The sequence below is a fragment of the Agrobacterium burrii genome (genome assembly GCF_017313405.1).
GTDB classification, from domain to species: domain Bacteria; phylum Pseudomonadota; class Alphaproteobacteria; order Rhizobiales; family Rhizobiaceae; genus Agrobacterium; species Agrobacterium burrii.
The window spans coordinates 161267-182134 of record NZ_JAFLNA010000007.1 but is presented as its reverse complement, the minus strand read 5'-3'; the positions used below and the strand labels follow the sequence as shown (position 1 = coordinate 182134).

Below are 20868 nucleotides of genomic sequence, written 5' to 3'. Positions count from 1 at the left end.
TCGATTCCCATCAAGAGCACGATATCGATCTGAAGATCGGACTCGGCGTTGCCTGGAGCAGAGATGATCCGACGGCGGCACGTGAGACATCCTCGATGTTGGTAATAAATTGGGGCGGCCTGGCAGGTGAGGGCAGGGTGGGTTGAAAGGTTCGTATTGATGTTCACTGCTGGCCTTCATGCGGAACGCCATCGCCCGGTGAAGTCGGTCCCGCCTGACCCGTTGGGTCGCTATGCTCAGGCTCCTGTGGCTTCCCTTGTTCGGGCCCCGGCGTGACGAGAATTGCCGCTTTCGCGCCCTTCGGCCGCCGCTATGCTGAAAGCTCCGATGCTCTTCATTGCCCGACCCGGATCTCGCGCAATCGCGGCTTTGATCCGGTGGGTTTTGGGCACGGTTCAAGCGCGCGCGCAGTTTGTTGCTCCAGACGGGGCGAACAAGTGTGGACTGCAGGCGTGTATGATAGCGGATCGTCCGGAGCCGCAGAACGATCTCGTGCCGGTATGGCGGCCAAGGCAGCGGTTCCATGGTTGCGGAAAGTCCAGATGGCCCCAATCTGCTGCAGCTTCGATCACTGAGGCGACTTCAGCGGCATGCGAGGCAAGCGACGCGTGGCTACCTTCAACCGTCGTTACCTTGGCCTTGATCCGCTCGGCGAAGAAGGCCTGGGCATGCGGGTCGAGAATCAGATCCTTGGAGCTCAGCACGTACCAGCTCCGCTTGTCGTGCCAAGCAGCGACTTCGGCTGGAACATCGAAGGCTGTGTGGTTGATCGGCATCTGGTGTGCCGCGAGGTGCTCGCCGATCTCCTTGGGCAGGTCGCCTGCCACGGCGCTTGGGAAGACGGCAGGGTCGATGGTGAGATAGCCCTTGGCGTCGGGCCGGATCGCCTTGACGCCCGGAGTGGCGGGGCCACTCGCTGCCAGTGCAGAGATCGTTTCGCCCTTGTCTGGCGCAAACGCCGAAACATAGACCAGCGATGCACAGTTCCTCTTCAAATCCCGCAACCATTTGACTCTGCGACAGGCTTTTTATAACGCGATTGCTTGCTCAACAACCGCCAACAGGGCGATAGCGGCATCGAGGCCTATTTCTAGAGGGGATGGGCTATTTGGTCGTATTGACCGCTGCCTGGAGCTCCTCAATACTTTTCATCACCGCTTCGAAGCCAGGCGGCGTTGCAAAGATCATTGCCGACATTCTGTCGTAGTCAGCGGCGAGTTTTTTGCGCATGGTTGGTGTCGGCACGAGGCGATATGTGCCGGGCACGGCACGATCATATCGGTGGTCCGGAGATCGGAACATGAGTTCTTTATGCTGTCGGCATGCCTCTGCGAGTTCACGCATTGAAGCCGTTGCCGGACCGTAGTCCTGATGTGTCCAAATCTGGTGGACGTCGTAATAGTGACGTGAATATCGATTGAGGTCCGGGATCCTTCTTTCCGGGTCTTCCTCAGCGCTGCGTTTTTCGGTCGTTTCCGTCATCGCGTGCAGAATGAGAACCTTTTCCCAAAATGTCCTCTCCGGCTTGACGGTCGTGACGTTGGGAACAGTGAAATCGGTTTCACCCATTTCCTTGGCGACATAGGCCAAAATCGTCCGCACCTCCGCCGGAAGTGGGTCTGGACGCGCTCCGCCTTCAATACGCACTGCTGCCTCAACATATCCCGCGCTTGTGTTGAAAACGCTTTTGTATCCGACTACGAGAACGTCGAGGGCATCTCTCTTCCTGTAGGCATCGTAACCGAAATTGAGAGAGAAATGCCCGGCTTGGCCGATCTCGGCCTCGACCGCATCAATTTCTTGGCTAAGGCTTTCCTTGAGGGGGCCGGACATATATTGGCGTGCGGCCTCGTCGACCTCTTCCGCCAGCGCCTTTTGCTGCTTGGTCACCGAGGAGAGAGCCGCAATCTCATGCTCAGTCGGCACTTTGAGATCGGCCTTGTAAATGCCGATATCGATATCCTCGGAAAAGCGATTGATCAGGCCATAGGCCTTGCTGAGGCTGGTACCACCCTTGAAGTAGAGGCCGATCGGATCGTCGGTGCGCCCATTGAACAGGAAGTCGAGAACCCAGCAGACGTAGAGATCCTTTTCGATATTCTCGGCGCGCGTTTGTAGGTCGGAAGCCACCGTCTCGAACAAGGCCCGGCGCTCATCAGCGCTACTGCGAAGCACATTAGTGAAGCCCTGGCGCATTTTCTTCCTCAGTGACGCGAGTGTCGCGCGTTATTGTCTCCACCACGGGATACATCCATGCAGGAAGTGCGCGAATGTTCTCGCGCAGATCCTCAACGATTGATCGCTTTTCCGAGCTTTGCGCGAGATGACGGACCACGCCGTCGACGATGGTTTCGAAATTCGACCGTTCATCCCGAAACCAGCTCAGGGCCTGGACGATCCGCATGGCGGGTCGACCAGCCCAAAAGGCCGTCTTTGCCGCTATTCTCTTAAAATCAAGCCGGTAGATGACCGGCTTCGTTGCGTTCGGATCGCCGGAGTTGGCTTCGATCTCTATCGTGCGGGGGTAGGTATCCGCATAGATCGTTGAACGAGCGGGGACAGCTGTAGTCAAGCCAAGGTCGTTAGCGGCTGTCATGCCGTCAACCAGAACCCGCAACTTGTCACGCCGTGCAATCGCGTCGACGAACGCGGCGCGCGGCGGGAACACCATTTTTCCAGTCAACTGGCTGATGCCCGGCTTATCGTAGAAGCCTCGATATGGGCGCCGGATATCTCCGCGGGTGGTGAGCCTCTGCAGCGCCTTTTCGACGGCATGGGGTGTTCCGATATCGAGGAAGTCGTCACGCGACCATACGCCTCCGGGGGACGCCGCAGCTATGCGATCGTGAATGCGCTCAAGAGTGTCCGATGTCGGATTAGGCATGTCTGTCCTACCTTCTGACCGAAGATTATATACAAACTTTGGTCAGTGGCAACCAACGCTGCACTACTGACCAATTTTTATATCTATATTGGTCAGTCAAATGCATGCAGAAATCGACGCATGCGTTGTTCCCAATCGTTGCAATTCGGAGGGAACGAGGCCTTCACAGTTGGGCATAACGTCGCCCTGTCGGGCCGAGCTATTGGCTATGCAGAAGCCTCGGGACGCGAGTCTTCTCCCTTCGGGCTTTCATCCCTGACGCGTTCAATGACTACGTTGGTCTGGCACCATCAAGCGCTGCCGCACAGTTGCCCTTTCGGAAAACCACAAGCAGCAACTACCCAACACCTTTTTTGTATCGGAACCTGCAGGTCGCCTGATCAGCAAGCGGCAAGGCAATTCAGGCCAAGCGCAATAATGCTCCAACCATTGGCGTTGCCAACCCAGCTCTCTTGTCTCGCATCCCTAATCCAGTCCCGACCTTGGACGGTCAACCCGCAGGGGGTTCGCAGTTCCTGCGACCTCTCTGGCTACGCCGCCGAGGTGACCGCGGCCGGGTCCGGATCGAACGGGCGCCATCGAGCGGGGATCGGCCCCGCCAACGGATGGAGCCTCACATGTCGGATCTCAGCCTCGCACAAAACCACGCATTCGATCTTGCCCGGACCCTGATGGTCCCGGTCACGCTCTTCGAGGTGGATGGCGAGATCGGTGTCATGATTTCCGCCGAGTATGACGGCGACGAAGACGCCATCATCAATATCTATGATCCCTTTGCCTATGGATCGGCTCATTGAGCCGATCACCCCTTCGGGGGAAGGCGTGCCGCTTGCGCTGTTGCGCGCGCAAGGGAGGCTTCGCCGCGAGCTTGTCCGGCAGATCTGCACGTTGCGAACCGCGCCCTTGCGCGCTTCCATCTTCGCGGTCTGGGCGCTGCCAGTCCGAAAAGTCAGGAAAGCTAGGAAGCGATATGGAAAAGAATGACATCGAAGAGCTGCGTACCCGGGTGGGCTGCGCAGCCGTGCTTGAGCATGAGGGCTTCGCGATAGACCGGAAAGAGAGCACGCGCCGGGCAATCAAATTCCGGCGCGAAGACGACATCATCATCGTAATACACGACGGCAGGGGCTGGTTCGACGCTCGTTCGGATGCCAAGGGCGATGTCTTTGCGCTCGCAAGCTATCTCCATGGGATCGGCTTTGCCGAGGCCTTGGCGGTGGTCGGCGATCTGGTCGCGTTTCAGCCAAGCGCAGCGACCTGGGAGAAGCCTCTTCGTCAAACGCAAACCGAGGCTTCGGTCGCTGACCGCTGGAACCATAGAAAACGGCCATGGCGCGCTTCGGCGACCTGGAGGTATCTGCATCAATGCCGCGCCCTGCCATGGCAAGTCATCTCCGCAGCGATCGAGGCAGACGTTCTGCGCGAAGGACCCTACGGCTCGATGTGGGCAAAGCATATCGATGAGGCTGGTGCCGTCATTGGCTGGGAAGAGCGCGGCCCGGACTGGCGCGGGTTTTCCACAGGCGGCGCCAAGGCCCTCTTCCGGTTTGGAAAGGTGGATGCCCGTCGGATCTGCGTCACAGAGGCGGCAATCGATGCGCTCAGTCTGGCCGCGATCGAGCAGACAATACCGGACACGCTCTATGTCAGCACCGGTGGCGGCTGGTCGCCGCTGACCGCTCAGGCGTTGGCGACCCTGGCTTCCGGGGAAGGCATGTGGCTGGTGGCCGCGACCGACAACAATGTCCAGGGAGAAGTCTTCGCCGATCGCCTGCGCCAGATGGCGGAATGCGCCGGTTGCGATTTCTCGCGGTTGAGGCCGGAAGCTGAGGATTGGAATGAGGAATTGAAGGGTAGGAGGGAGAAAGGAGAGCTGCCGCATACGCGGACAGCGCATCAAGGGTGAAGCTGCCGCCCGCCTGACGGCGGCCCTTGACCCGCTGCCCGCGAGGCGCCGGCTGAGGAGGGGTGATCAAAGGACTGAAAGAAGAGGTCGATCAGGCTTCCGCTTCGGTCCCCAACCCCAAAGGAGCAGCCGATGTTCGTTTCCCCCACTATCCGTAAAGTGTTCGAAGGCGTCGCCAGCCGCCATGAGATGTACGCCCTGTTCAACCGCCACGCCCAGGCGCCATTCGACGATGACCGTATTTCCGGCAGGCGCTATGTCGGCGAATGGTTCGAAATCACAGAAGCGGACCACGATCATATGTTCGAGATCCTGCCGCCGCTTTTCTATCGCGGGGACATGTTCGCCATGCGCGAGTTTCTGGCCGCCAGCGTCACCAGCGTTTTCTTCGCGCTGACGATCGATGATCGGTCACGCTGGTTCCACGGATATTGCGACCTGGGCGATCGTCAGTCGCCCGACCGGATGCGCGCCGAGATCATCGGACGTGAATCCCGCCCGGTGCGCGTCATGAACCGACAGGAAAAACTCGATCATATCTGGAGTGCGACCGGCCCGGATTTTCGTGGCTATGCCGACGGTCGCTTTCCAGCCGATCTACGCAATCGCCAGATCGTGCTCGTCTATCCCTCAGCTCAAGGCAAGATCTGGAAGCTTCTTGATGATCTGACCGACGAGGAGATCGCCGCCAAGCTGCCGGTGCAATTCCGTCTTCTGCCTGAAACCATCGCTGCCTGACGGCATCATTCACTTCCTAATCGCACCATTCCGCGTCCTGGCAACACCCGCACCCAACGGCGAGTGTGCCTTGGCGCGAACACTCACAGGAGTTTTCCCATGGCGCATGATGATCCTTTCACCATCGACCTGTTCGGCAATACAGCGCTCACATCCGGTTTCGATCTCGGGGTGGCGAGTTTCGCAGCAGACTTCGGGACCGATATAAATATCGACCCGCAGCCCTCGACACCGGCGCCGGCCGTCCCCGTCCGCAAAGAACCGAAGCCAAAACGGCCGATGCGGGTAAAGGTGGATTTCCGGTTGAAGGGTTCGCGCGGTCTTGCCAAATCCTGGCGCGACCGGGCGCGAGACAATATCGCCGCCATCCTGCTGGCAAACGAAATCGAGCGTCATGGTCTGGCGGCCCGACCTGACCAGCAGGCCAAGCTGATCCGTTTCACCGGTTTCGGCGCGTCGGACTTGGCCAACGGCATATTCCGCCGTCCGGGCGAAGAAGCGTTTCGCAAAGGCTGGGAAGAACTCGGCGGCAATCTTGAAAGCGCCGTCGCGGCCGGGGACTACGCATCTCTCGCGCGCTGCACCCAATATGCCCACTTCACCCCAGAGTTTATCGTGCGTGCCATGTGGTCAGGCTTGATCCACATGGGGTTCGATGGTGGACGGATCCTGGAGCCGGGGATCGGCACGGGCATGTTTCCGGCGCTGATGCCGGATGCTTTCTCCAAGGTGAGCCATGTCACCGGCATCGAGCTTGATCCCGTAACCGCCCGTATCGTCCGGCTGCTACAACCGCGGGCCAGGATCATCACAAGTGATTTCGCCCGGACGGATCTGCCAGCCCATTTCGATCTGGCGATCGGCAATCCGCCCTTTTCCGATCGGACAGTGCGCAGCGATCCGGCTTTTCGCACTCTTGGCTTGCGGCTGCATGACTATTTCATCGCCAAGTCCGTCCACCGGCTGAAGCCTGGCGGGCTTGCCGCCTTTGTGACCTCGTCCGGCACGATGGACAAGGCTGACGCCTGCGCCCGTGAACACATCGCCGGCATGGCCGATCTCGTTGGCGCGATCCGCCTTCCCGAAGGCAGCTTTCGCGCTGACGCAGGCACGGATGTCGTCGTCGATCTCCTCTTCTTCCGGAAGCGCCGCGCCGACGAGCAGGCTGGAGACGACAGATGGGTCGATCTCGCGGATGTAAAGGTGGAAGGTGAGGGCGACAGCGTCCGTATCAACAGGTGGTTCGCCGATCATTCCGACATGGTGCTGGGACGGCATGCAATCACGTCAGGTCCATTCGGCGAAACCTATACCTGCCAGCCGACAGATGACGATCTTGAAACGATCTTGAAAACTGCCATCGAACGGCTTCCTGCGGACATCTACGACGGCGAGCGATCCACAATCGATTTCGAACTTGAGGATGAGGTGGCGGATGCGATGGCAGAGCGGCCTGATGATCCCAAGGTCCGCGAGGGCAGCTATTTCATCGGCAAGGCCACGGCCCTGATGCAGGTGGTCGACAGGGTTGCTGTCCCGGTCGAGGTCAGGAAGGGCCGCAGCACCGACGGCATCTTCGCCAAGCATGCACTGATCATCCGCAAGCTGATCCCGATCCGCGACGCGGTCCGGCTCATCCTCAAGCTGCAGGAGCGCGATCAGCCGTGGCAAAAGGCGCAGGTGTCGCTTCGCATTGCCTGGTCGAGCTTCGTGCGCGAATTCGGTCCGATCAACTTCACCTCCGTCTCGACATCGGAGGATCAGGAGACGGGGGAGGTCAGGGAGGTCCATCGCCGGCCCAATATCGCGCCTTTCCTCGACGATCCCGATTGCTGGCTGGTGGCCTCGATCGAGGACTATGATCTGGAAACCAACACCGCCAAGCCCGGGCCGATCTTTACCGAACGGGTGATCGCGCCGCCGCCGGCGCCCGTGATCACCTCGGCATCAGATGCGCTGGCGGTTGTTCTGAACGAACGCGGCCATGTCGATCCCGATCATATCGCCGAGCTGCTGCACCGTGACGTGGAGGGTGTTATCGGCGAGCTGGCCGAAGCCATCTTCCGCGATCCGTCCAATGGCTCTTGGCAGATGGCTGATGCCTATCTATCCGGTCCAGTCCGGTCGAAGCTGGTAACCGCACGCGTGGCCGCGGACCTGGATCCCGCATTTGCGCGCAATGTTGCGGCGCTGGAGCGTGTCCAGCCGGCCGATCTAAGGCCCTCGGATATCACCGCACGCCTCGGTGCGCCATGGATCCCCGCCGACGATGTCGTCGCCTTCGTCCGGCAGACCATGGATGCTGAGATCTCCATCCATCATCTGCCCGAACTGGCGACATGGACGGTCAATGCCCGTCAGCTCGAATGGTCTGCGGCAGGCACGACGGAATGGGGCACGCACCGCCGCCATGCCGGCCAGCTTCTCTCCGACGCCTTGAACTCATCCGTGCCGCAGATCTTCGACACCGTCCGCGACGGCGAGACCGAGCGCCGGGTGCTGAACACGGTGGAAACGGAGGCTGCCAAGGAAAAGCTTGCCAAGATCAAGTCTGCCTTCCAGTCGTGGATCTGGTCCGATCCGGATCGCACCGACCGCTTAGCGCGGGTCTATAACGACACGTTCAATAACATCGCGCCGCGAGCCTTCAACGGCGATCATCTCCAACTACCGGGCGCCTCAGGCGCTTTTTCTCTTTATGGGCATCAGAAACGCGGGATCTGGCGGGTTATTTCGGCAGGTAGCACCTATCTCGCTCATGCCGTTGGTGCCGGCAAGACGCTGACCATGGCTGCCGCCATCATGGAACAGCGCCGGCTCGGCCTGATCAACAAGGCGATGCTGGTCGTGCCCGGCCATTGCCTGGCTCAGGCCGCGCGTGAGTTCTTGGCGCTCTATCCAAACGCCCGCATCCTGGTCGCCGACGAGACCAACTTCGTCAGGGAAAAGCGCCATCGATTCCTGTCGCGGGCGGCGACCGCCAATTGGGACGCCATCATCATCACTCATTCGGCGTTTCGGTTCATATCCGTGCCATCGGCCTTTGAAGCACAGATGATCCAGGATGAACTGGAGCTTTACGAGGAGCTGCTGGTTAAGGTCGACGCCCAAGACCGGCTGTCGCGCAAGCGCATCGAACGCATGAAGGAAGGTCACAAGGAACGGCTCGAAGCACTCGCCACCCGTAAAGACGATCTGCTGACCATTTCTGAGCTTGGGATCGACCAGATCATCGTCGACGAAGCGCAGGAGTTCCGCAAGCTGTCCTTTGCCACCAACATGTCGACGCTGCGCGGTGTCGATCCGAACGGCTCGCAGCGCGCCTGGGACCTGTTCGTCAAATCCCGCTTTATCGAAACCAAAAACCCGGGCAGGGCGCTGGTGCTGGCCTCGGGCACGCCAATCACCAACACGCTCGGCGAAATGTTCTCCGTGCAGAGGATGATGGATCCGGCAGCATTGTCGGAACGTGGTCTGCACGAGTTCGACGCATGGGCCTCGACCTTCGGCGATACCTCAACCGAACTTGAATTGCAGCCATCAGGCAAATACAAGCCGGTCACGCGCTTCAGTCAGTTCGTCAATGTGCCGGAACTCATCGCCATGTTCCGGTCGTTTGCCGACGTCGTGCTGCCGGTCGATCTGAAAACCTATGTGAAAGTGCCGGAGGTCTCCGGCGGCAAGCGCCAGATCGTCACCGCCGAGCCGACCGCCGCTTTCAAGTCCTACCAGAAACAGCTGGACGCGCGGATTAAGGCCATCGAGATGCGGGATGGTCCGGCCAAGCCCGGCGACGATATCCTGCTCTCGGTCATCACCGACGGCCGCCATGCGGCGATCGATCTGCGCCTGGTCGATCAGGCCATGGGCAATGAGACCGCCAACAAGCTGAACGCGCTTGTCACCAACGCCCACAGGATCTGGCAGGAAACCGGAGAGGCGGAATACCGCCGCAAGGACGGCAAGCCGTTCGACCGGCCGGGCTCTGGTCAACTGATCTTTTCCGATCTCGGCACGATCAATGTCGAGGCATCCCGCGGTTTTTCCGCATACAGATGGATCCGCGATGAGCTCGTCCGCCTTGGCGTGCCGGCATTCGAAATCGCTTTCATGCAGGATTACAAGAAGTCGGATGCCAAGCAGCGGCTGTTCAACGACTTCAATGCCGGCAAGGTCCGCGTGCTGATCGGCTCGTCGGAAACCATGGGGACCGGCGTCAATGTCCAGGCCCGTTTGAAAGCCCTGCATCATCTCGATGTTCCGTGGTTGCCATCGCAGATCGAGCAGCGCGAGGGCCGTATTATTCGCCAGGGCAATCAGCATGACGAAGTCGATGTGTTTGCCTATGCAACTCTCGGGAGCCTTGATGCCACCATGTGGCAAAACAACGAGCGAAAGGCCCGGTTTATCGCAGCAGCTCTTTCCGGCGATACCAGCGTCAGACGGCTGGAGGACCTGAGCGAGGGGCAGGCAAACCAGTTCGCCATGGCCAAGGCCATCGCGTCCGGCGACGAGCGGCTAATGCAGAAGGCAGGGCTGGAGGCCGAGATCGCCCGCCTCGATCGCCTGCGGGCCGCGCATATCGACGATCAGCATGCGATCCGCCGGCAGATCCGTGACGCCGAGCGTGACATCGAATTCTCCAGCCGCCGGATCGAGGATGTGGGCAAGGACATCGAACGTCTGGTCCCGACTACGGGCGATGCATTCTCTATGTGGGTCGGAAACGCGGAATTCGACGAGCGCAAGCTAGCTGGACGCGCGCTGATGAAGGAGATCCTGACGCTGGTACAAATGCAGCAGGAGAAAGAGGTGATCATCGCGACGATCGGCGGTTTCGATCTCGCCTATCATGGCGAACGGTTCGGCAAGGACGGCTATCGCTACGACACGCTGCTTCAACGCACCGGTGGTGACTACGAGATCGACCTGTCCGTCACAACGACGCCCATCGGTGCCATCTCCCGGCTCGAGCACGCGCTTGGCGGGTTTGAACAGGAACTAGAAAGCCGTCGCATTCGCCTCGCCGATGCGAAACGGCGCCTCGCCTCCTACACACCGCGTCTGGGTGAAAGCTTCTCATTCGAAGCTGAGCTCGAACTCAAGCTGAGCCAACTGGATGAGATCGAAAAGGATCTGGCCGCAACCGCCGATGAACCAGAGGAGGATCGCTAGGAAGCCGCGTGAACAGCGGCATATCTGCGTCACTTGAAACGGGGTCGGGCGATACACATCTATCGGTTATCACCCGTTTCGATAGTTTCCTGCAGTGGCGATTGCCGCGCGTTTGAAACTGTCCGGGTCGGAAAGGGCGCTCCCCGAAATGGTCGAGCGCCCTTTCGTTTTGGGACCTTCGGGCGCTACTCGCTGAGTTTGTAGATCGCCGCGTTGTCCTGCAGCTCCCGCAGGCCCTTATAAGACGCGTGCCGCAATTTGCCGTCGTCGGTCCAGGCGCGGTATTCGATCTCCGCAATCAGTGTCGGGTGAACGAAGACGACCCCCTTTTTATCGACCGCAACCGGAGCACGCCTGGTCTTCAGCGTGTCCAGCATCCGGCGCAGTTCGACAGCCTCTTTCTCTTTGAAGCCAGTCCCGACCGAACCGACATAGACGAACGCTTTGCCCTGGTAGGCCGCGAGCAGCAGGCTGCCAATCCCGCCGCGTGCTGCAGAGGATGGCTCGTATCCGACAATCACAAAGCTTTCGCTCTGGATACATTTGATCTTCAGCCAGTCGCCGAGCCGGCCCGAACGATAAGCACTGTCGCGGTGCTTGGCGATGATGCCTTCCAGGCCGTGCTCGCGCGCGGCCGCCAGAAGTGCCGCGCCATCCGCTTCGACCTCTTGCGAGACGCGGATCGTTCCTTCGCTCTCGCCGATCAGGTCTTCCAGCAGGTGACGACGTCCGGACAACTCCATCTTCGTCAGGTCATAACCGTCGAAATACAACATGTCGAATGCGTAGAGGATGGCATCGTCTGACGCCTGCTTCCCCCCGCGCCCACCAAGTGAACGCTGCAGCGCCCCGAAGTCGGACCGGCCCTGTGCATCGAGGACAACGGCTTCCCCATCCAAAATGGCGGTCCCGACGCCGAGCTTGCGCGCAGCGGCGGCGATTGCCGGAAACCTGTCGGTCCAGTCGTGACCGCCACGGGTGATGATCCGCACTGCGTTTGGCTCGATATGAACCGCAATACGATAGCCGTCCCATTTGATTTCATAGATCCAGTCTGGTCCGGACGGCGGCTTTGCCTTCAACAGCGCCAGGCACGGTTCGATGCGATCTGGCATCGGGTCGAAGGGGAGCTGCGGTTGCGCGGGATCGCGGATTTTAAGCGGTCGCGAGCGGATCGGGAGATCCGTCTCCCGCAAAAGCGGCTGGGATTTTTTGCGCGGCGGCTTTGTCATGGCCGGAGTTCAGCAGCAATTGCTTAAAATCGTGTGACAGCACTGGAATTCGAGGGAGGACGAAAAGGGAGGATCAGGACGAGAACGAGAAGAAGGAAACCGGTTCGCAAGGATGGTCCAACGGCTGACGGTTCCCTCAATCGCGCCGGTCGCCGAGACCGGGCCAGCTTGCCTCGCAAGGCAGGTGTGCCTCGCTCCTCCGCAAGCCAGGTCTGCTCCGGCGCAATTGCAGCCGCCGGCCCGTCCTGCGGTTCGGGAGATGTCTTCGAAAAGAAGATGAGGAGGCAAGGACAGTCCGTCCGCCCGAAGCTCAAGAGGTCATTCCCATGCAGTTGATTACAGCCGATCCCCGCAGCCTGAAAGACAATCCCGACCGGTCCCGTCAGTCGAAATCCTCACCACAGTCTGACGCCCTGTTGTGCGCATCTATCCGGGCCATCGGTGTCGTCCAGCCGCCGATCGTCAAACTCGATCCGGAAGGCGGCAACAGCTACATCATCGTCTTCGGTCACCGCCGCGCCGCCCAGGCGATTGCCGCGGATCTCATGGAAATCCCGCTGCTGCTAGCCGATCCATCCGACGATCTCGGCGCCATGCAGTCCTTTGCGGAAAACATCGCCCGTGAACCGTTGAACCCGGTCGACCAGTGGCGTGCCATAGAACGACTGGTCGCTCTCGGATGGACCGAGGAGTCAATCGCCATGGCGCTGGCACTCCCGAGCCGACAGATCCGCAAGCTGCGGCTGCTTGCCAATATCCTGCCCGCGATGCTCGACCAGATGGCGCGAGGCGACATGCCGAACGAGCAGCAACTGCGCACGATCGCGGCCGCCGGTCAGGACGAGCAAGCCGAGGTCTGGAAGAAGTACAAGCCGAAGAAGCAGGACCCGCAGGTCTCGTGGTGGGAGGTTGCCCGCGCACTGACCACGACCCGGATGCTCGCCAAACATGCAAGCTTCGGTAACGATCTGGCACAGGCTTACGGCATCACCTGGGTCGAGGACCTGTTTGCACCCGCTGACGAGGACAGCCGCTACACCACTGATGTCGAGGCGTTTCTTGGTGCGCAACAGGAGTGGCTTGCCAACAATCTGCCCAAGCGCGGTTCGGTCATCGAGGCCAACGAATATGGCCAGGCCAAGCTCCCGTCCAAGGCACAACAGGTCTACGGCAAACCGGGCAAGGGCGACCTGACCGGCTGGTACATCAACGCGCGCGACGGCTCGGTGCAGTCGGTTGCCTACCGCATGCCCGACGTGAAGAAGCCCAAGCTGGTCAAGGATTCAGATGGTGTCGAAACGGTCGTCGAGGAGGTCGAAGCTCCGAAAGTACGACCCGATGTGACCCAGAAGGGTCTCGACATGATCGCCGACTTGCGCACCGACGCTCTCCACGAGGCGCTTGCCCGTGCGCCGATCGAGGAAGACACGCTTATGGCTCTGCTCATTCTGGCCTTCACCGGCATGAATGTCACGGTCGCCAGCGGTGCATCGGACAATCCCTATGGTCATGCGAAATGCGGGCCGCATGCTGCTAGGCTGATCGGCGAGGACGGCAAGCTGTCCTTCGATCGAGACACACTGGTGCAGGCTGCGCGCTCGGTCCTGATCGAAGTCCTGTCTCTGCGGCGCAATCGCTCCGATAGCGGCCTGATCGCCCGTATTGCCGGCGACGCTGTCGGCGCTGATGAGTTCTTGCCCAATATGGCGACGGAAGACTTCCTCTCATGCCTGTCACGCACTGCGCTGGAGGCGACCGCGGAAACGGCGGGCGTGCCCGGTCGGGTAAAGGTGAAGGACACCCGGGTGGCTTTGGTCGAGCATTTTGCCGACGGAAAGCTGGTGCATCCGGCAGCGCTGCTGGCCCCATCCACTGATGACGTGCGGTCGTGGGTCGGACGCTACGCCAGCGTCGACAGCGGTTTGGAGGATGCCCACGACGTTCCCGATACGCTCGAAGATCAGCTTTCCGGTGGTGAGATTGTGGACCATTCTGCCGCCGAGGAAGAGGCGGACGAAGGTTTCCGCGAGGCTGCCGAATAGCATCAGGCATCAGGATCTGAACCAACGCCGCTGGCTCTTGCCGGCGGCGTTTCTGTTTCCAGCAATCAGAAGGAGTTTGTCATGGCAGAGATCCATGATGACATGGCCACAGAAAAAGCGGTGCATGAGGCCGAACTAGGGTCATTGGAACGGCCAACGATACAAGCAGGAGCATCGACGCCTTGGGGCATGGCACAGGTCTCGCGGCAATATGCCGACGATATCGTTCTGCATTCGACCGCCAGTCATGGTGGTTTCCATCTCGCCGAAAATGCCAATGCCACCGTCCATGCTCTCTATCGTAATGACACCGAATTTTACGAAGAGGATTGTGAATGGGCAAAGGTTGCCCATGCTTTCCCGCATCTATTCACCGCCTATGAACGTCGGTTGGCCGATCGCACGCTTCGCGACTATTTCCCTGATGCCTAAGAGCGCGTCATGGGCGTCAAACTGACCGGCAGCCAGTCTCATATGCGGGACCGACAGGAATTCGAGAGTTTCCATCGCAATGATTGGGTCGTCATCGCGGCCCTCAATTCCGATCACCAACCGGGTCTCGTCGAGTGCATCGCGACGCTGGGCGGGATCCGTGGGGGGATCGATGAACGACGGTTTCTGGTTCCACGCTCCGACTACGTGATCGGCCGACATGGCTTCGTCATCGATCCACTGAAGCACCAGCCATATGACGGTCCGTCCAGCTTCTTGACCTGGGCGGCAAGGCAATGACTGCTGCGCTCACAGACAGCGACTCACCTCGAAGTCAGGTGATCGATTTCACCGAGCTCTATCGCAGGATCTGGGCACGGCAGCGAGATTATCGCTCCCGGCGGGCTGAGCTGACACGACAAACGAAGGCGCGGTGGAAACGCAAGGCACGGCATGGTCCCCCATCGACCACTGCATGCAGATCAACGGAGCCGGGTAAGAGTGCAAAGCCCGGCCAAGGTGAGGGTGCGATAAAGCGTTGATCGAAGCGCGGAAGACATGGCACGGGGCAACCGGCTTGCAATGGCGTGTGCTTGGCCCCGAGATTTGTCAGTGCCCCCAGTGGGTGACGCGGCGTTCCCATGGTCGGATTGCTATGGCGTTGCATCATGCTGTCGTGGACCAGATCGTCTGGCCGGCACAGCATCTCGGTTTTGTTGCGGTCTGACATGGGCGCGTCCCGGTCAAAGGCCGCTGGCGCGCCGCGTTGCGGCAGGATCATCGCCTCGTTGCAAGGCAGGCCCGCGTCTGTCGCAGCCCGCAAGTGCGGGCAGCACCATCCGCAAACCATCCTCGCTCCTCCTGGCGATGCCCTGACCTTGGGCCGGGCCGCTGGTGCCCATGTCCTTTTGCCCGCACCCGAGGGGCTGAGCCGGATGACAACCGGCACCCCGGGCTTCGCTGAAACATCGCTCAAAAGGATCCGATCATGGCACCGCTCAACCGCTCTACCCAGAAGAACCGTCCTGCAAAATCCCAGCGCGCCACCACACTCGAAATGGTCAGGCACGCCTGCCCCGACGCGACCCAGGCACTACGCATCTCCGAAAGCTTCGGCCTTGCCCTCATCGACAGCGACGGTATCCGCGATCTTCACCGCGGCCAGTTGATCGAAAGCGCCGATGCCCTGAAGGACGGTCTCGGCGAAAAGGCCATGCAGATCCACATGCAGCGCATCGTCGGATCGTTTGTCGGCTCCGCCTACGGCGCCGGGCAATTCTACAGCCGCGCGGTCACCGAAGCCCGCGATCTCACCACGAAACTTTCCAACGATACCAGAGACGAGGACCTGGACGGCCCGGTCGGCTTCGACAGCCGCGCCCAGCGCAAGCGCGAGTTTGCAGTCGACATGGGCCTGCAGGCACACGTGCTCCGCATGGCAGCCGAAGGCGCCGTGGCTGCATACGAGGACATCACAGGAGAAACCTGGAAGCCATACGAGCGCACGGTCGAACAGCCCGCCAACTCGGTCGACAAACAAGCCGCGACGGCACAGATGTCAGCCTTCGAATAGCCGAACCGCGGGGCTTCGGCCCCGCTTTTCTCTAGCGTCCGCAACGCCGTTGCGACCTGATTCACAAAAAGAAAAAAGGGCCGACGGAAAACCGCGGCCCATAAAGTGTGAAGGTCATGGACCTCCAGAGGGGAACAGCTGCTGCGGCGGAACTGGGAGGAAGCCGCCATGTGCATCAGCTGACGTCTGTATGCATGAATTTTCATCGCCATGCACCTAATTTTTGTGCAGTGCAGCTATGCGTTCGTGGCTTGAAGGAACGTAACCCAGTGTTCCGGCATCTTTTCGGCGCGCTTTTCGGGCGAACACTACCAGGTGATCAACGGAGACTTGCGCAGCCACCGATTGTGGTGAGTTGATCCAGCATGAAGGTCGAAAACCGGACTTAGATCCACACTCAGCGCTAGCAAGACCGCACAGGCGGCGAAAAAGGCTCCTTTGTTAGTGATATCGCAGCTTCCCCGCAAACGATGTTGTTTTGGGCGACTCGGTTACATCGTCAATGACAGGATCGACCGCATTCACGCCAAATGAACGGTGACATCAGTCTCTACCAGCCCGAAGCCTTCCAGCATCGCGCGCTGGCGGTGTGCCGAACATCCGCGAGTACTCCCGACTGAATTGGGACGCACTTTCATATCCGACCGCAAATGCTGCGCTTGTCGCGTCGGTGTCGGCGAGCAGTAGCCGCCTCGCTTCCTGCAGGCGGAGAGTCTTCTGATATTGCAGCGGGCTCATGGCCGTCGCAGCTCGGAAATGGCGATGAAATGTCGCCACGCTCATCCCCGCGATTTCCGCCAGTTCTTCAATTTTGACAGCGCGATCCAAGTTCATGCGCAAACGGGCGATAGCGTCCCGAACCTGTGAAATCCTGCTCCCGGCTCGGGCTGCCTGGTGTAGCAGCGCTCCCTGCGGGCCCTGTAAAAGGCGAAACAGGATCTCGCGCTCGATCATTGGTGCCAGCGTATCGATTTCATCTGGCGCATCGAGCAATCGCAGCATCCGTGACCAGGCATCGAGCAATTCGGGTGTCATCGCGCCTACGGCAAAAGCAATAGTATCCCCATCGGCTTTGCGCGGTGTGTCAACGACCAGATTCGAAAGGATATCTTGGTCGATCGCAAGCCGTACTGCCACGTAGGGCGACTCGGGCGAATCCTCGATGGTGACGCGCGATGCCGGCACGTCGATCGAAGCGATGAAAAAATGATTGCTATCGTAGCGCAGCGTGCGGTCTCCGATGACCACTCGTTTGGTGCCTCGCAAGACGACGCCAAGCATCGGCTGATATAGAACCCCAACCGGCCAGCTCTCCTTCTGCGCGGCATGGACGCTAACGCGCGGGATCGACGCTCCTCCCAATTGGGTGGCGTGACGATATGCTAGATCGGCGAGAGTTTCGTGCATTAAATCTATATAGATTTCACGGAGCGTCCGCGCAAGATTCCGCCGGAGTAAAACGGCCAATGATCGGATCAGGCAAAAATCTGCGACAATCGGGCGCGAAGAAGCCGGGGGCGGGTGCCATAAATGGGACATACGCCTACCCGTTTCGTTTCACTCAGGAGAGCTTCATGCGCTATAACATCCTCGGCCGCACCGGCCTGTTCGTTTCCGAACTCTGCCTCGGCACCATGACCTTCGGTGGCGGGAGCGGCATTTACAGCAGCATGGGCGGCCTACAGCAGAAAGAGGCTGACGGTCTAGTTAAGACGGCGATTGATGCTGGCATCAATTTCATCGACACGTCCGACGTCTACTCAAAAGGTCATTCCGAACAGATCACGGGCCAAGCGTTGCGGAACGTCGGCATCTCACGGGAAGATGTGATCGTCGCCACCAAATTCTTTGGGCCTACGGGCGACGGCCCGAATGCGCGCGGCACGTCTCGCTCGCATATGCTCTACGCCCTGGAGGCGAGCCTCAAGCGCCTTCAGGTCGACCATATCGATTTGTACCAGATCCACGGCTTCGACCAGATCACGCCGATGGAGGAGACTCTGCGTGCGCTCGAAACTGTCGTCCAACAGGGCAAGGTCCGTTATATCGGCGTCTCCAACTGGGCCGCCTGGCAGATCTCAAAAGCGATCGGTATCTCCAACCAGTTCAACCTGGCCCGCTTCGCGTCGCTTCAGGCACATTACACGATCGCCGGACGCGACCTAGAGCGTGAACTTGTGCCGATGATGGAATCCGAAGGCCTTGGTCTGATGGTGTGGAGCCCGCTGGCTGGCGGTTTTCTGTCAGGAAAATATACCCGCGATGGCGTCAAGGAAGGCGACAACCGCCGCGCCACCTTCGATTTCCCGCCAGTGAATGAGGAACGCGGTTACAACGTCATCGACGCAATGAAGCCGATCGCGGAAGCCAAGGACGTCTCGATCGCCCAGATAGCACTCGCCTGGCTGCTCCACCAGAAGGCTGTCACCAGCGTAATCATCGGTGCCAAGAAGCCAGAGCAACTCGATGATAACATCGCCGCGACCAAGGTGGCGCTGACCGACGCCGAACTGAAAACACTCGACGAGGTCAGCAAGCTGCCCGCGGAATATCCCGGCTGGGTATTCGAGTTCCAGAGCAAGGTCCGTGGTGACCAACTCAAGCAGGAACCGCGTGGGGCCTGAGACCGCCAGCTTTCAGCAAAGGTGGAAACAGTCGGCCCACAACCACACACGAAGGAAATCGCAAATGAAATTTCGCAAACTTGGAGAACTCGAAGTCTCTGCCATGGGCTTGGGCTGCATGGGCATGAGCTTCTTTTATGGAACGCCGCCCGCCCCAACTGAAATGACACACTTACTGCGCGCAGCAGTCGATCGCGGCGTGACGTTCTTTGACACTGCCGAAACCTATGGCCCATTCACCAATGAGGAATTACTGGGCTCGGCGCTGGCGCCTGTACGAAATCAAGTGGTGATCGCAACGAAGTTTGGCATCAGGCATGGCGAGAATGGTCCAACCCCTCTCTCGGGCTTGGACAGCAGACCCGAACATATCCGTCAAGTGACGGAAGCGTCGCTCAAGCGCCTCAAAACCGATCGCATTGACCTGCTTTATCAGCACCGCGTCGATCCAAATGTCCCTATCGAGGATGTTGCTGGGACAGTCAAAGATCTGATTTCAGAGGGCAAAGTCACGCATTTCGGTTTGTCAGAGGCCAGTGCGACGACCATTCGCCGCGCCCACTCCGTGCAACGTGTGACCGCCGTGCAAAGCGAATACTCTCTTTGGATGAGAGATCACGAAGCGGAAGTCATACCAACGCTCGAGGAGCTCGGTATCGGGTTCGTACCCTTCAGCCCGCTCGGCAAGGGTTTTCTTACGGGCAAAATGGATGCCAGCACACCGTTGGCCGACAACGATCTGCGCCGCTTGCTGCCCCGCTTTACGCCCGAAGCCATGCAAGCCAACCAAGCGCTGGTCGACTTGCTCCAGCAGATTGCTACCGCCAAGCAAGCGACCTTGGCCCAAATCGCGCTTGCTTGGGTGCTGGCGCAGAAGCCGTGGTTTGTGCCGATCCCCGGCACCACCAAGCCACATAGGTTGGAAGAAAATCTAAACGCTGTCGATCTTGAGTTGACTTCTCAGGACCTGCACAAAATCGACCAAGCAGCGGCGCATATCCAAATCCAAGGTGCGCGTTTCCCTGAGAGCCTGAAGTCGATGTTCGACCAATAGAGCAACAGAGCTATCGTGGTGGGAACGAAGTTGCCGGCGTACGCGTCGACTGATGTACCCTACTCGCTACGCTTGCCCGCATCGGCCGGGTCGGACCTGTGCATCCAAACGCCTTCGTCGCTGTGTCAGGAAACAATCTCCCACATGCAGTCATTGGCTTCGACCAATCGTTCGGGCTTGTGAGCGTTATGCATCAATTCCCATTGTCGCCACCCGATGATGCCCTTTCCGTACCCCTTTATCTGCCATCTGGGACGTCCACTGCGGTCTCGATGGGGCATGTCTGACCAAAGACCGCCTCACTGCATTCGGCTCGACCGGCATCCGCAACGGCCGGCTCGTTTTCTTCCCCTGTGCGCTGGAGCGCCCATTCCTCGCGAGACAAGAAAGCCTCTCCTTTGGCCGTCCTCCACTCCGTTTCGGCCTTTCAGGTGCGGGCCGATCGTCCCTGGTCCTATCGACTGCCATCGAGGCCGCGATGGACGCGGCCCGAACAACCGAAAAGGAATACGACAATGGCAACCATCGGCTCTTTCACCGCTTCCGGCAACGGCTTCTCCGGTACCATCAAGACCCTCAACCTCAACGTCAAGGCAACCATCCGCGCCGTCGAGCGCACTTCCGAAAAGGGCCCGGACTACCGCATTCTCGCCGGAGCTACGGTCGAATTCGGCGCAGCCTGGAAGAAGACCTCGAACGAAGGCCGCGACTACCTCTCGGTAAAGCTCGACGATCCGAGCTTCCCGGCTCCGATCTACGCAACGCTGATCGAGGTCGAAGGCGAAGAAGGCCTCTCCCTCATCTGGTCCCGGTCGAACCGGGACTGAGACTGGATGCCCCGCCCGACAAGGCGGGGCTCTCCACGTCAGGGATCACTTGTTCAGTGCATCCTTGAGCGCCTTGGCAGGCGCAAAGGTCAGCTTCTTCGAAGCCGCAACCGTCATCTTTTCTCCGGTCGCAGGATTGCGACCCTCGCGCTCGGGCGATGCCTTCACCTTAAATTTTCCGAAGCCTGGGATCGAGGTTTCAGCGTCGGAGGCTGCGGCATCGGCGATGGCCTGGAACACGGCCTCGACAATGCCCTTGGCCTGACCCTTCGTCAGGCCGTTGTCGGTGGCGATCTTGTCGGCGATTTCATTGGTGGTGGTCATGGGATTCCTCGCATTTTCTAACAAATATAAAATCCGTGTCAGCTTATGAGCGGATTG

General features: G+C 59.7%; 16 protein-coding genes and 1 pseudogene. 11 read left to right on the top strand and 6 right to left on the bottom strand.

The features are described from left to right. Positions 1-554: 554 nt before the first annotated feature. The 3 genes and pseudogenes from JZX89_RS14865 to JZX89_RS14855 form a co-directional block, all read right to left on the bottom strand. Positions 555-980 (bottom strand): annotated as a pseudogene (locus JZX89_RS14865) (alpha/beta fold hydrolase); the annotation flags it as partial. Positions 981-1104: 124 nt separating this feature from the next. Continuing rightward, positions 1105-2196 (bottom strand): nucleotidyl transferase AbiEii/AbiGii toxin family protein, encoded by a 1092-nt coding sequence (locus tag JZX89_RS14860; protein ID WP_207134507.1) that lies wholly within the window; start codon positions 2194-2196, stop codon positions 1105-1107. Continuing rightward, a complete protein-coding gene (locus JZX89_RS14855) occupies positions 2177-2884 on the bottom strand; it encodes a DUF6088 family protein (RefSeq protein ID WP_207134506.1) in 708 nt (235 codons plus the stop codon). The genes JZX89_RS14860 and JZX89_RS14855 overlap by 20 nt, the downstream gene beginning before the upstream one ends. A gap of 617 nt (positions 2885-3501) precedes the next feature. On the opposite strand from JZX89_RS14855, the gene JZX89_RS14850 reads away from it, so the two are divergent. From JZX89_RS14850 to JZX89_RS14835, 4 genes are all read left to right on the top strand, one after another. Further along, the gene (locus JZX89_RS14850; protein WP_087730430.1) at positions 3502-3681 is read left to right on the top strand and encodes a hypothetical protein; all 180 of its coding nucleotides are present in this window, start codon (positions 3502-3504) and stop codon (positions 3679-3681) included. 173 nt (positions 3682-3854) lie between these two features. Further along, entirely contained in the window at positions 3855-4790 is a 936-nt protein-coding gene (locus JZX89_RS14845) for a DUF3991 and toprim domain-containing protein (protein ID WP_207134505.1), read from the top strand. A 132-nt stretch (positions 4791-4922) separates the two neighbouring features. Further along, positions 4923-5528 (top strand): DUF1419 domain-containing protein, encoded by a 606-nt coding sequence (locus JZX89_RS14840; RefSeq protein ID WP_207134504.1) that lies wholly within the window; start codon positions 4923-4925, stop codon positions 5526-5528. A 99-nt stretch (positions 5529-5627) separates the two neighbouring features. Beyond that, a complete protein-coding gene (locus tag JZX89_RS14835; protein WP_207134503.1) occupies positions 5628-10703 on the top strand; it encodes a helicase-like domain-containing protein in 5076 nt (1691 codons plus the stop codon). Between the two features lie 185 nt (positions 10704-10888). On the opposite strand, the gene ligD is transcribed toward JZX89_RS14835, so the two are convergent. After that, positions 10889-11935: a non-homologous end-joining DNA ligase gene (gene ligD / locus JZX89_RS14830; protein WP_207134502.1), complete on the bottom strand. Its 1047-nt coding sequence runs from the start codon at positions 11933-11935 to the stop codon at positions 10889-10891. Between the two features lie 326 nt (positions 11936-12261). Here ligD and JZX89_RS14825 point away from each other — a divergent pair, with 326 nt between their 5' ends. From JZX89_RS14825 to JZX89_RS14815, 4 genes are all read left to right on the top strand, one after another. Continuing rightward, positions 12262-13977 (top strand): ParB/RepB/Spo0J family partition protein, encoded by a 1716-nt coding sequence (locus JZX89_RS14825; RefSeq protein ID WP_207134501.1) that lies wholly within the window; start codon positions 12262-12264, stop codon positions 13975-13977. An 81-nt stretch (positions 13978-14058) separates the two neighbouring features. Further along, positions 14059-14409, top strand: coding sequence for a DUF7007 domain-containing protein (locus tag JZX89_RS28625; protein WP_246746719.1), 351 nt, complete (start codon positions 14059-14061; stop codon positions 14407-14409). 9 nt (positions 14410-14418) lie between these two features. Next, a complete protein-coding gene (locus tag JZX89_RS28620; protein ID WP_246746718.1) occupies positions 14419-14709 on the top strand; it encodes a hypothetical protein in 291 nt (96 codons plus the stop codon). Between the two features lie 688 nt (positions 14710-15397). Further along, positions 15398-15982, top strand: coding sequence for a hypothetical protein (locus JZX89_RS14815; RefSeq protein ID WP_207134500.1), 585 nt, complete (start codon positions 15398-15400; stop codon positions 15980-15982). 543 nt (positions 15983-16525) lie between these two features. Here the strand turns inward: JZX89_RS14815 and JZX89_RS14810 are convergent. Continuing rightward, positions 16526-17389: an AraC family transcriptional regulator gene (locus JZX89_RS14810; RefSeq protein WP_207134499.1), complete on the bottom strand. Its 864-nt coding sequence runs from the start codon at positions 17387-17389 to the stop codon at positions 16526-16528. 167 nt (positions 17390-17556) lie between these two features. Between JZX89_RS14810 and JZX89_RS14805 the strand changes: the two genes are divergently transcribed. The 3 genes from JZX89_RS14805 (at position 17557) to JZX89_RS14795 (ending at position 20487) form a co-directional block, all read left to right on the top strand. Next, complete coding sequence (locus tag JZX89_RS14805; protein WP_207134498.1) at positions 17557-18606, top strand: aldo/keto reductase; 1050 nt, start codon at positions 17557-17559, stop codon at positions 18604-18606. A gap of 64 nt (positions 18607-18670) precedes the next feature. Beyond that, entirely contained in the window at positions 18671-19660 is a 990-nt protein-coding gene (locus JZX89_RS14800) for an aldo/keto reductase (RefSeq protein ID WP_207134497.1), read from the top strand. A gap of 515 nt (positions 19661-20175) precedes the next feature. After that, entirely contained in the window at positions 20176-20487 is a 312-nt protein-coding gene (locus JZX89_RS14795; protein ID WP_041699667.1) for a DUF736 domain-containing protein, read from the top strand. Between the two features lie 45 nt (positions 20488-20532). Here JZX89_RS14795 and JZX89_RS14790 read toward each other — a convergent pair whose 3' ends face one another. Continuing rightward, positions 20533-20811, bottom strand: coding sequence for an HU family DNA-binding protein (locus tag JZX89_RS14790; protein ID WP_207134496.1), 279 nt, complete (start codon positions 20809-20811; stop codon positions 20533-20535). Positions 20812-20868: the final 57 nt, after the last annotated feature.

What these genes read in the sequence shown, in the direction of transcription:
- JZX89_RS14860 (WP_207134507.1), bottom strand. Translation starts at nt 2,196, where the DNA reads ATGCGCCAGGGCTTCACTAATGTGCTTCGCAGTAGCGCTGATGAGCGC.
- JZX89_RS14855 (WP_207134506.1), bottom strand. Translation starts at nt 2,884, where the DNA reads ATGCCTAATCCGACATCGGACACTCTTGAGCGCATTCACGATCGCATA.
- JZX89_RS14850 (WP_087730430.1), top strand. Translation starts at nt 3,502, where the DNA reads ATGTCGGATCTCAGCCTCGCACAAAACCACGCATTCGATCTTGCCCGG.
- JZX89_RS14845 (WP_207134505.1), top strand. Translation starts at nt 3,855, where the DNA reads ATGGAAAAGAATGACATCGAAGAGCTGCGTACCCGGGTGGGCTGCGCA.
- JZX89_RS14840 (WP_207134504.1), top strand. Translation starts at nt 4,923, where the DNA reads ATGTTCGTTTCCCCCACTATCCGTAAAGTGTTCGAAGGCGTCGCCAGC.
- JZX89_RS14835 (WP_207134503.1), top strand. Translation starts at nt 5,628, where the DNA reads ATGGCGCATGATGATCCTTTCACCATCGACCTGTTCGGCAATACAGCG.
- ligD (WP_207134502.1), bottom strand. Translation starts at nt 11,935, where the DNA reads ATGACAAAGCCGCCGCGCAAAAAATCCCAGCCGCTTTTGCGGGAGACG.
- JZX89_RS14825 (WP_207134501.1), top strand. Translation starts at nt 12,262, where the DNA reads ATGCAGTTGATTACAGCCGATCCCCGCAGCCTGAAAGACAATCCCGAC.
- JZX89_RS28625 (WP_246746719.1), top strand. Translation starts at nt 14,059, where the DNA reads ATGGCAGAGATCCATGATGACATGGCCACAGAAAAAGCGGTGCATGAG.
- JZX89_RS28620 (WP_246746718.1), top strand. Translation starts at nt 14,419, where the DNA reads ATGGGCGTCAAACTGACCGGCAGCCAGTCTCATATGCGGGACCGACAG.
- JZX89_RS14815 (WP_207134500.1), top strand. Translation starts at nt 15,398, where the DNA reads ATGGCACCGCTCAACCGCTCTACCCAGAAGAACCGTCCTGCAAAATCC.
- JZX89_RS14810 (WP_207134499.1), bottom strand. Translation starts at nt 17,389, where the DNA reads ATGCACGAAACTCTCGCCGATCTAGCATATCGTCACGCCACCCAATTG.
- JZX89_RS14805 (WP_207134498.1), top strand. Translation starts at nt 17,557, where the DNA reads ATGCGCTATAACATCCTCGGCCGCACCGGCCTGTTCGTTTCCGAACTC.
- JZX89_RS14800 (WP_207134497.1), top strand. Translation starts at nt 18,671, where the DNA reads ATGAAATTTCGCAAACTTGGAGAACTCGAAGTCTCTGCCATGGGCTTG.
- JZX89_RS14795 (WP_041699667.1), top strand. Translation starts at nt 20,176, where the DNA reads ATGGCAACCATCGGCTCTTTCACCGCTTCCGGCAACGGCTTCTCCGGT.
- JZX89_RS14790 (WP_207134496.1), bottom strand. Translation starts at nt 20,811, where the DNA reads ATGACCACCACCAATGAAATCGCCGACAAGATCGCCACCGACAACGGC.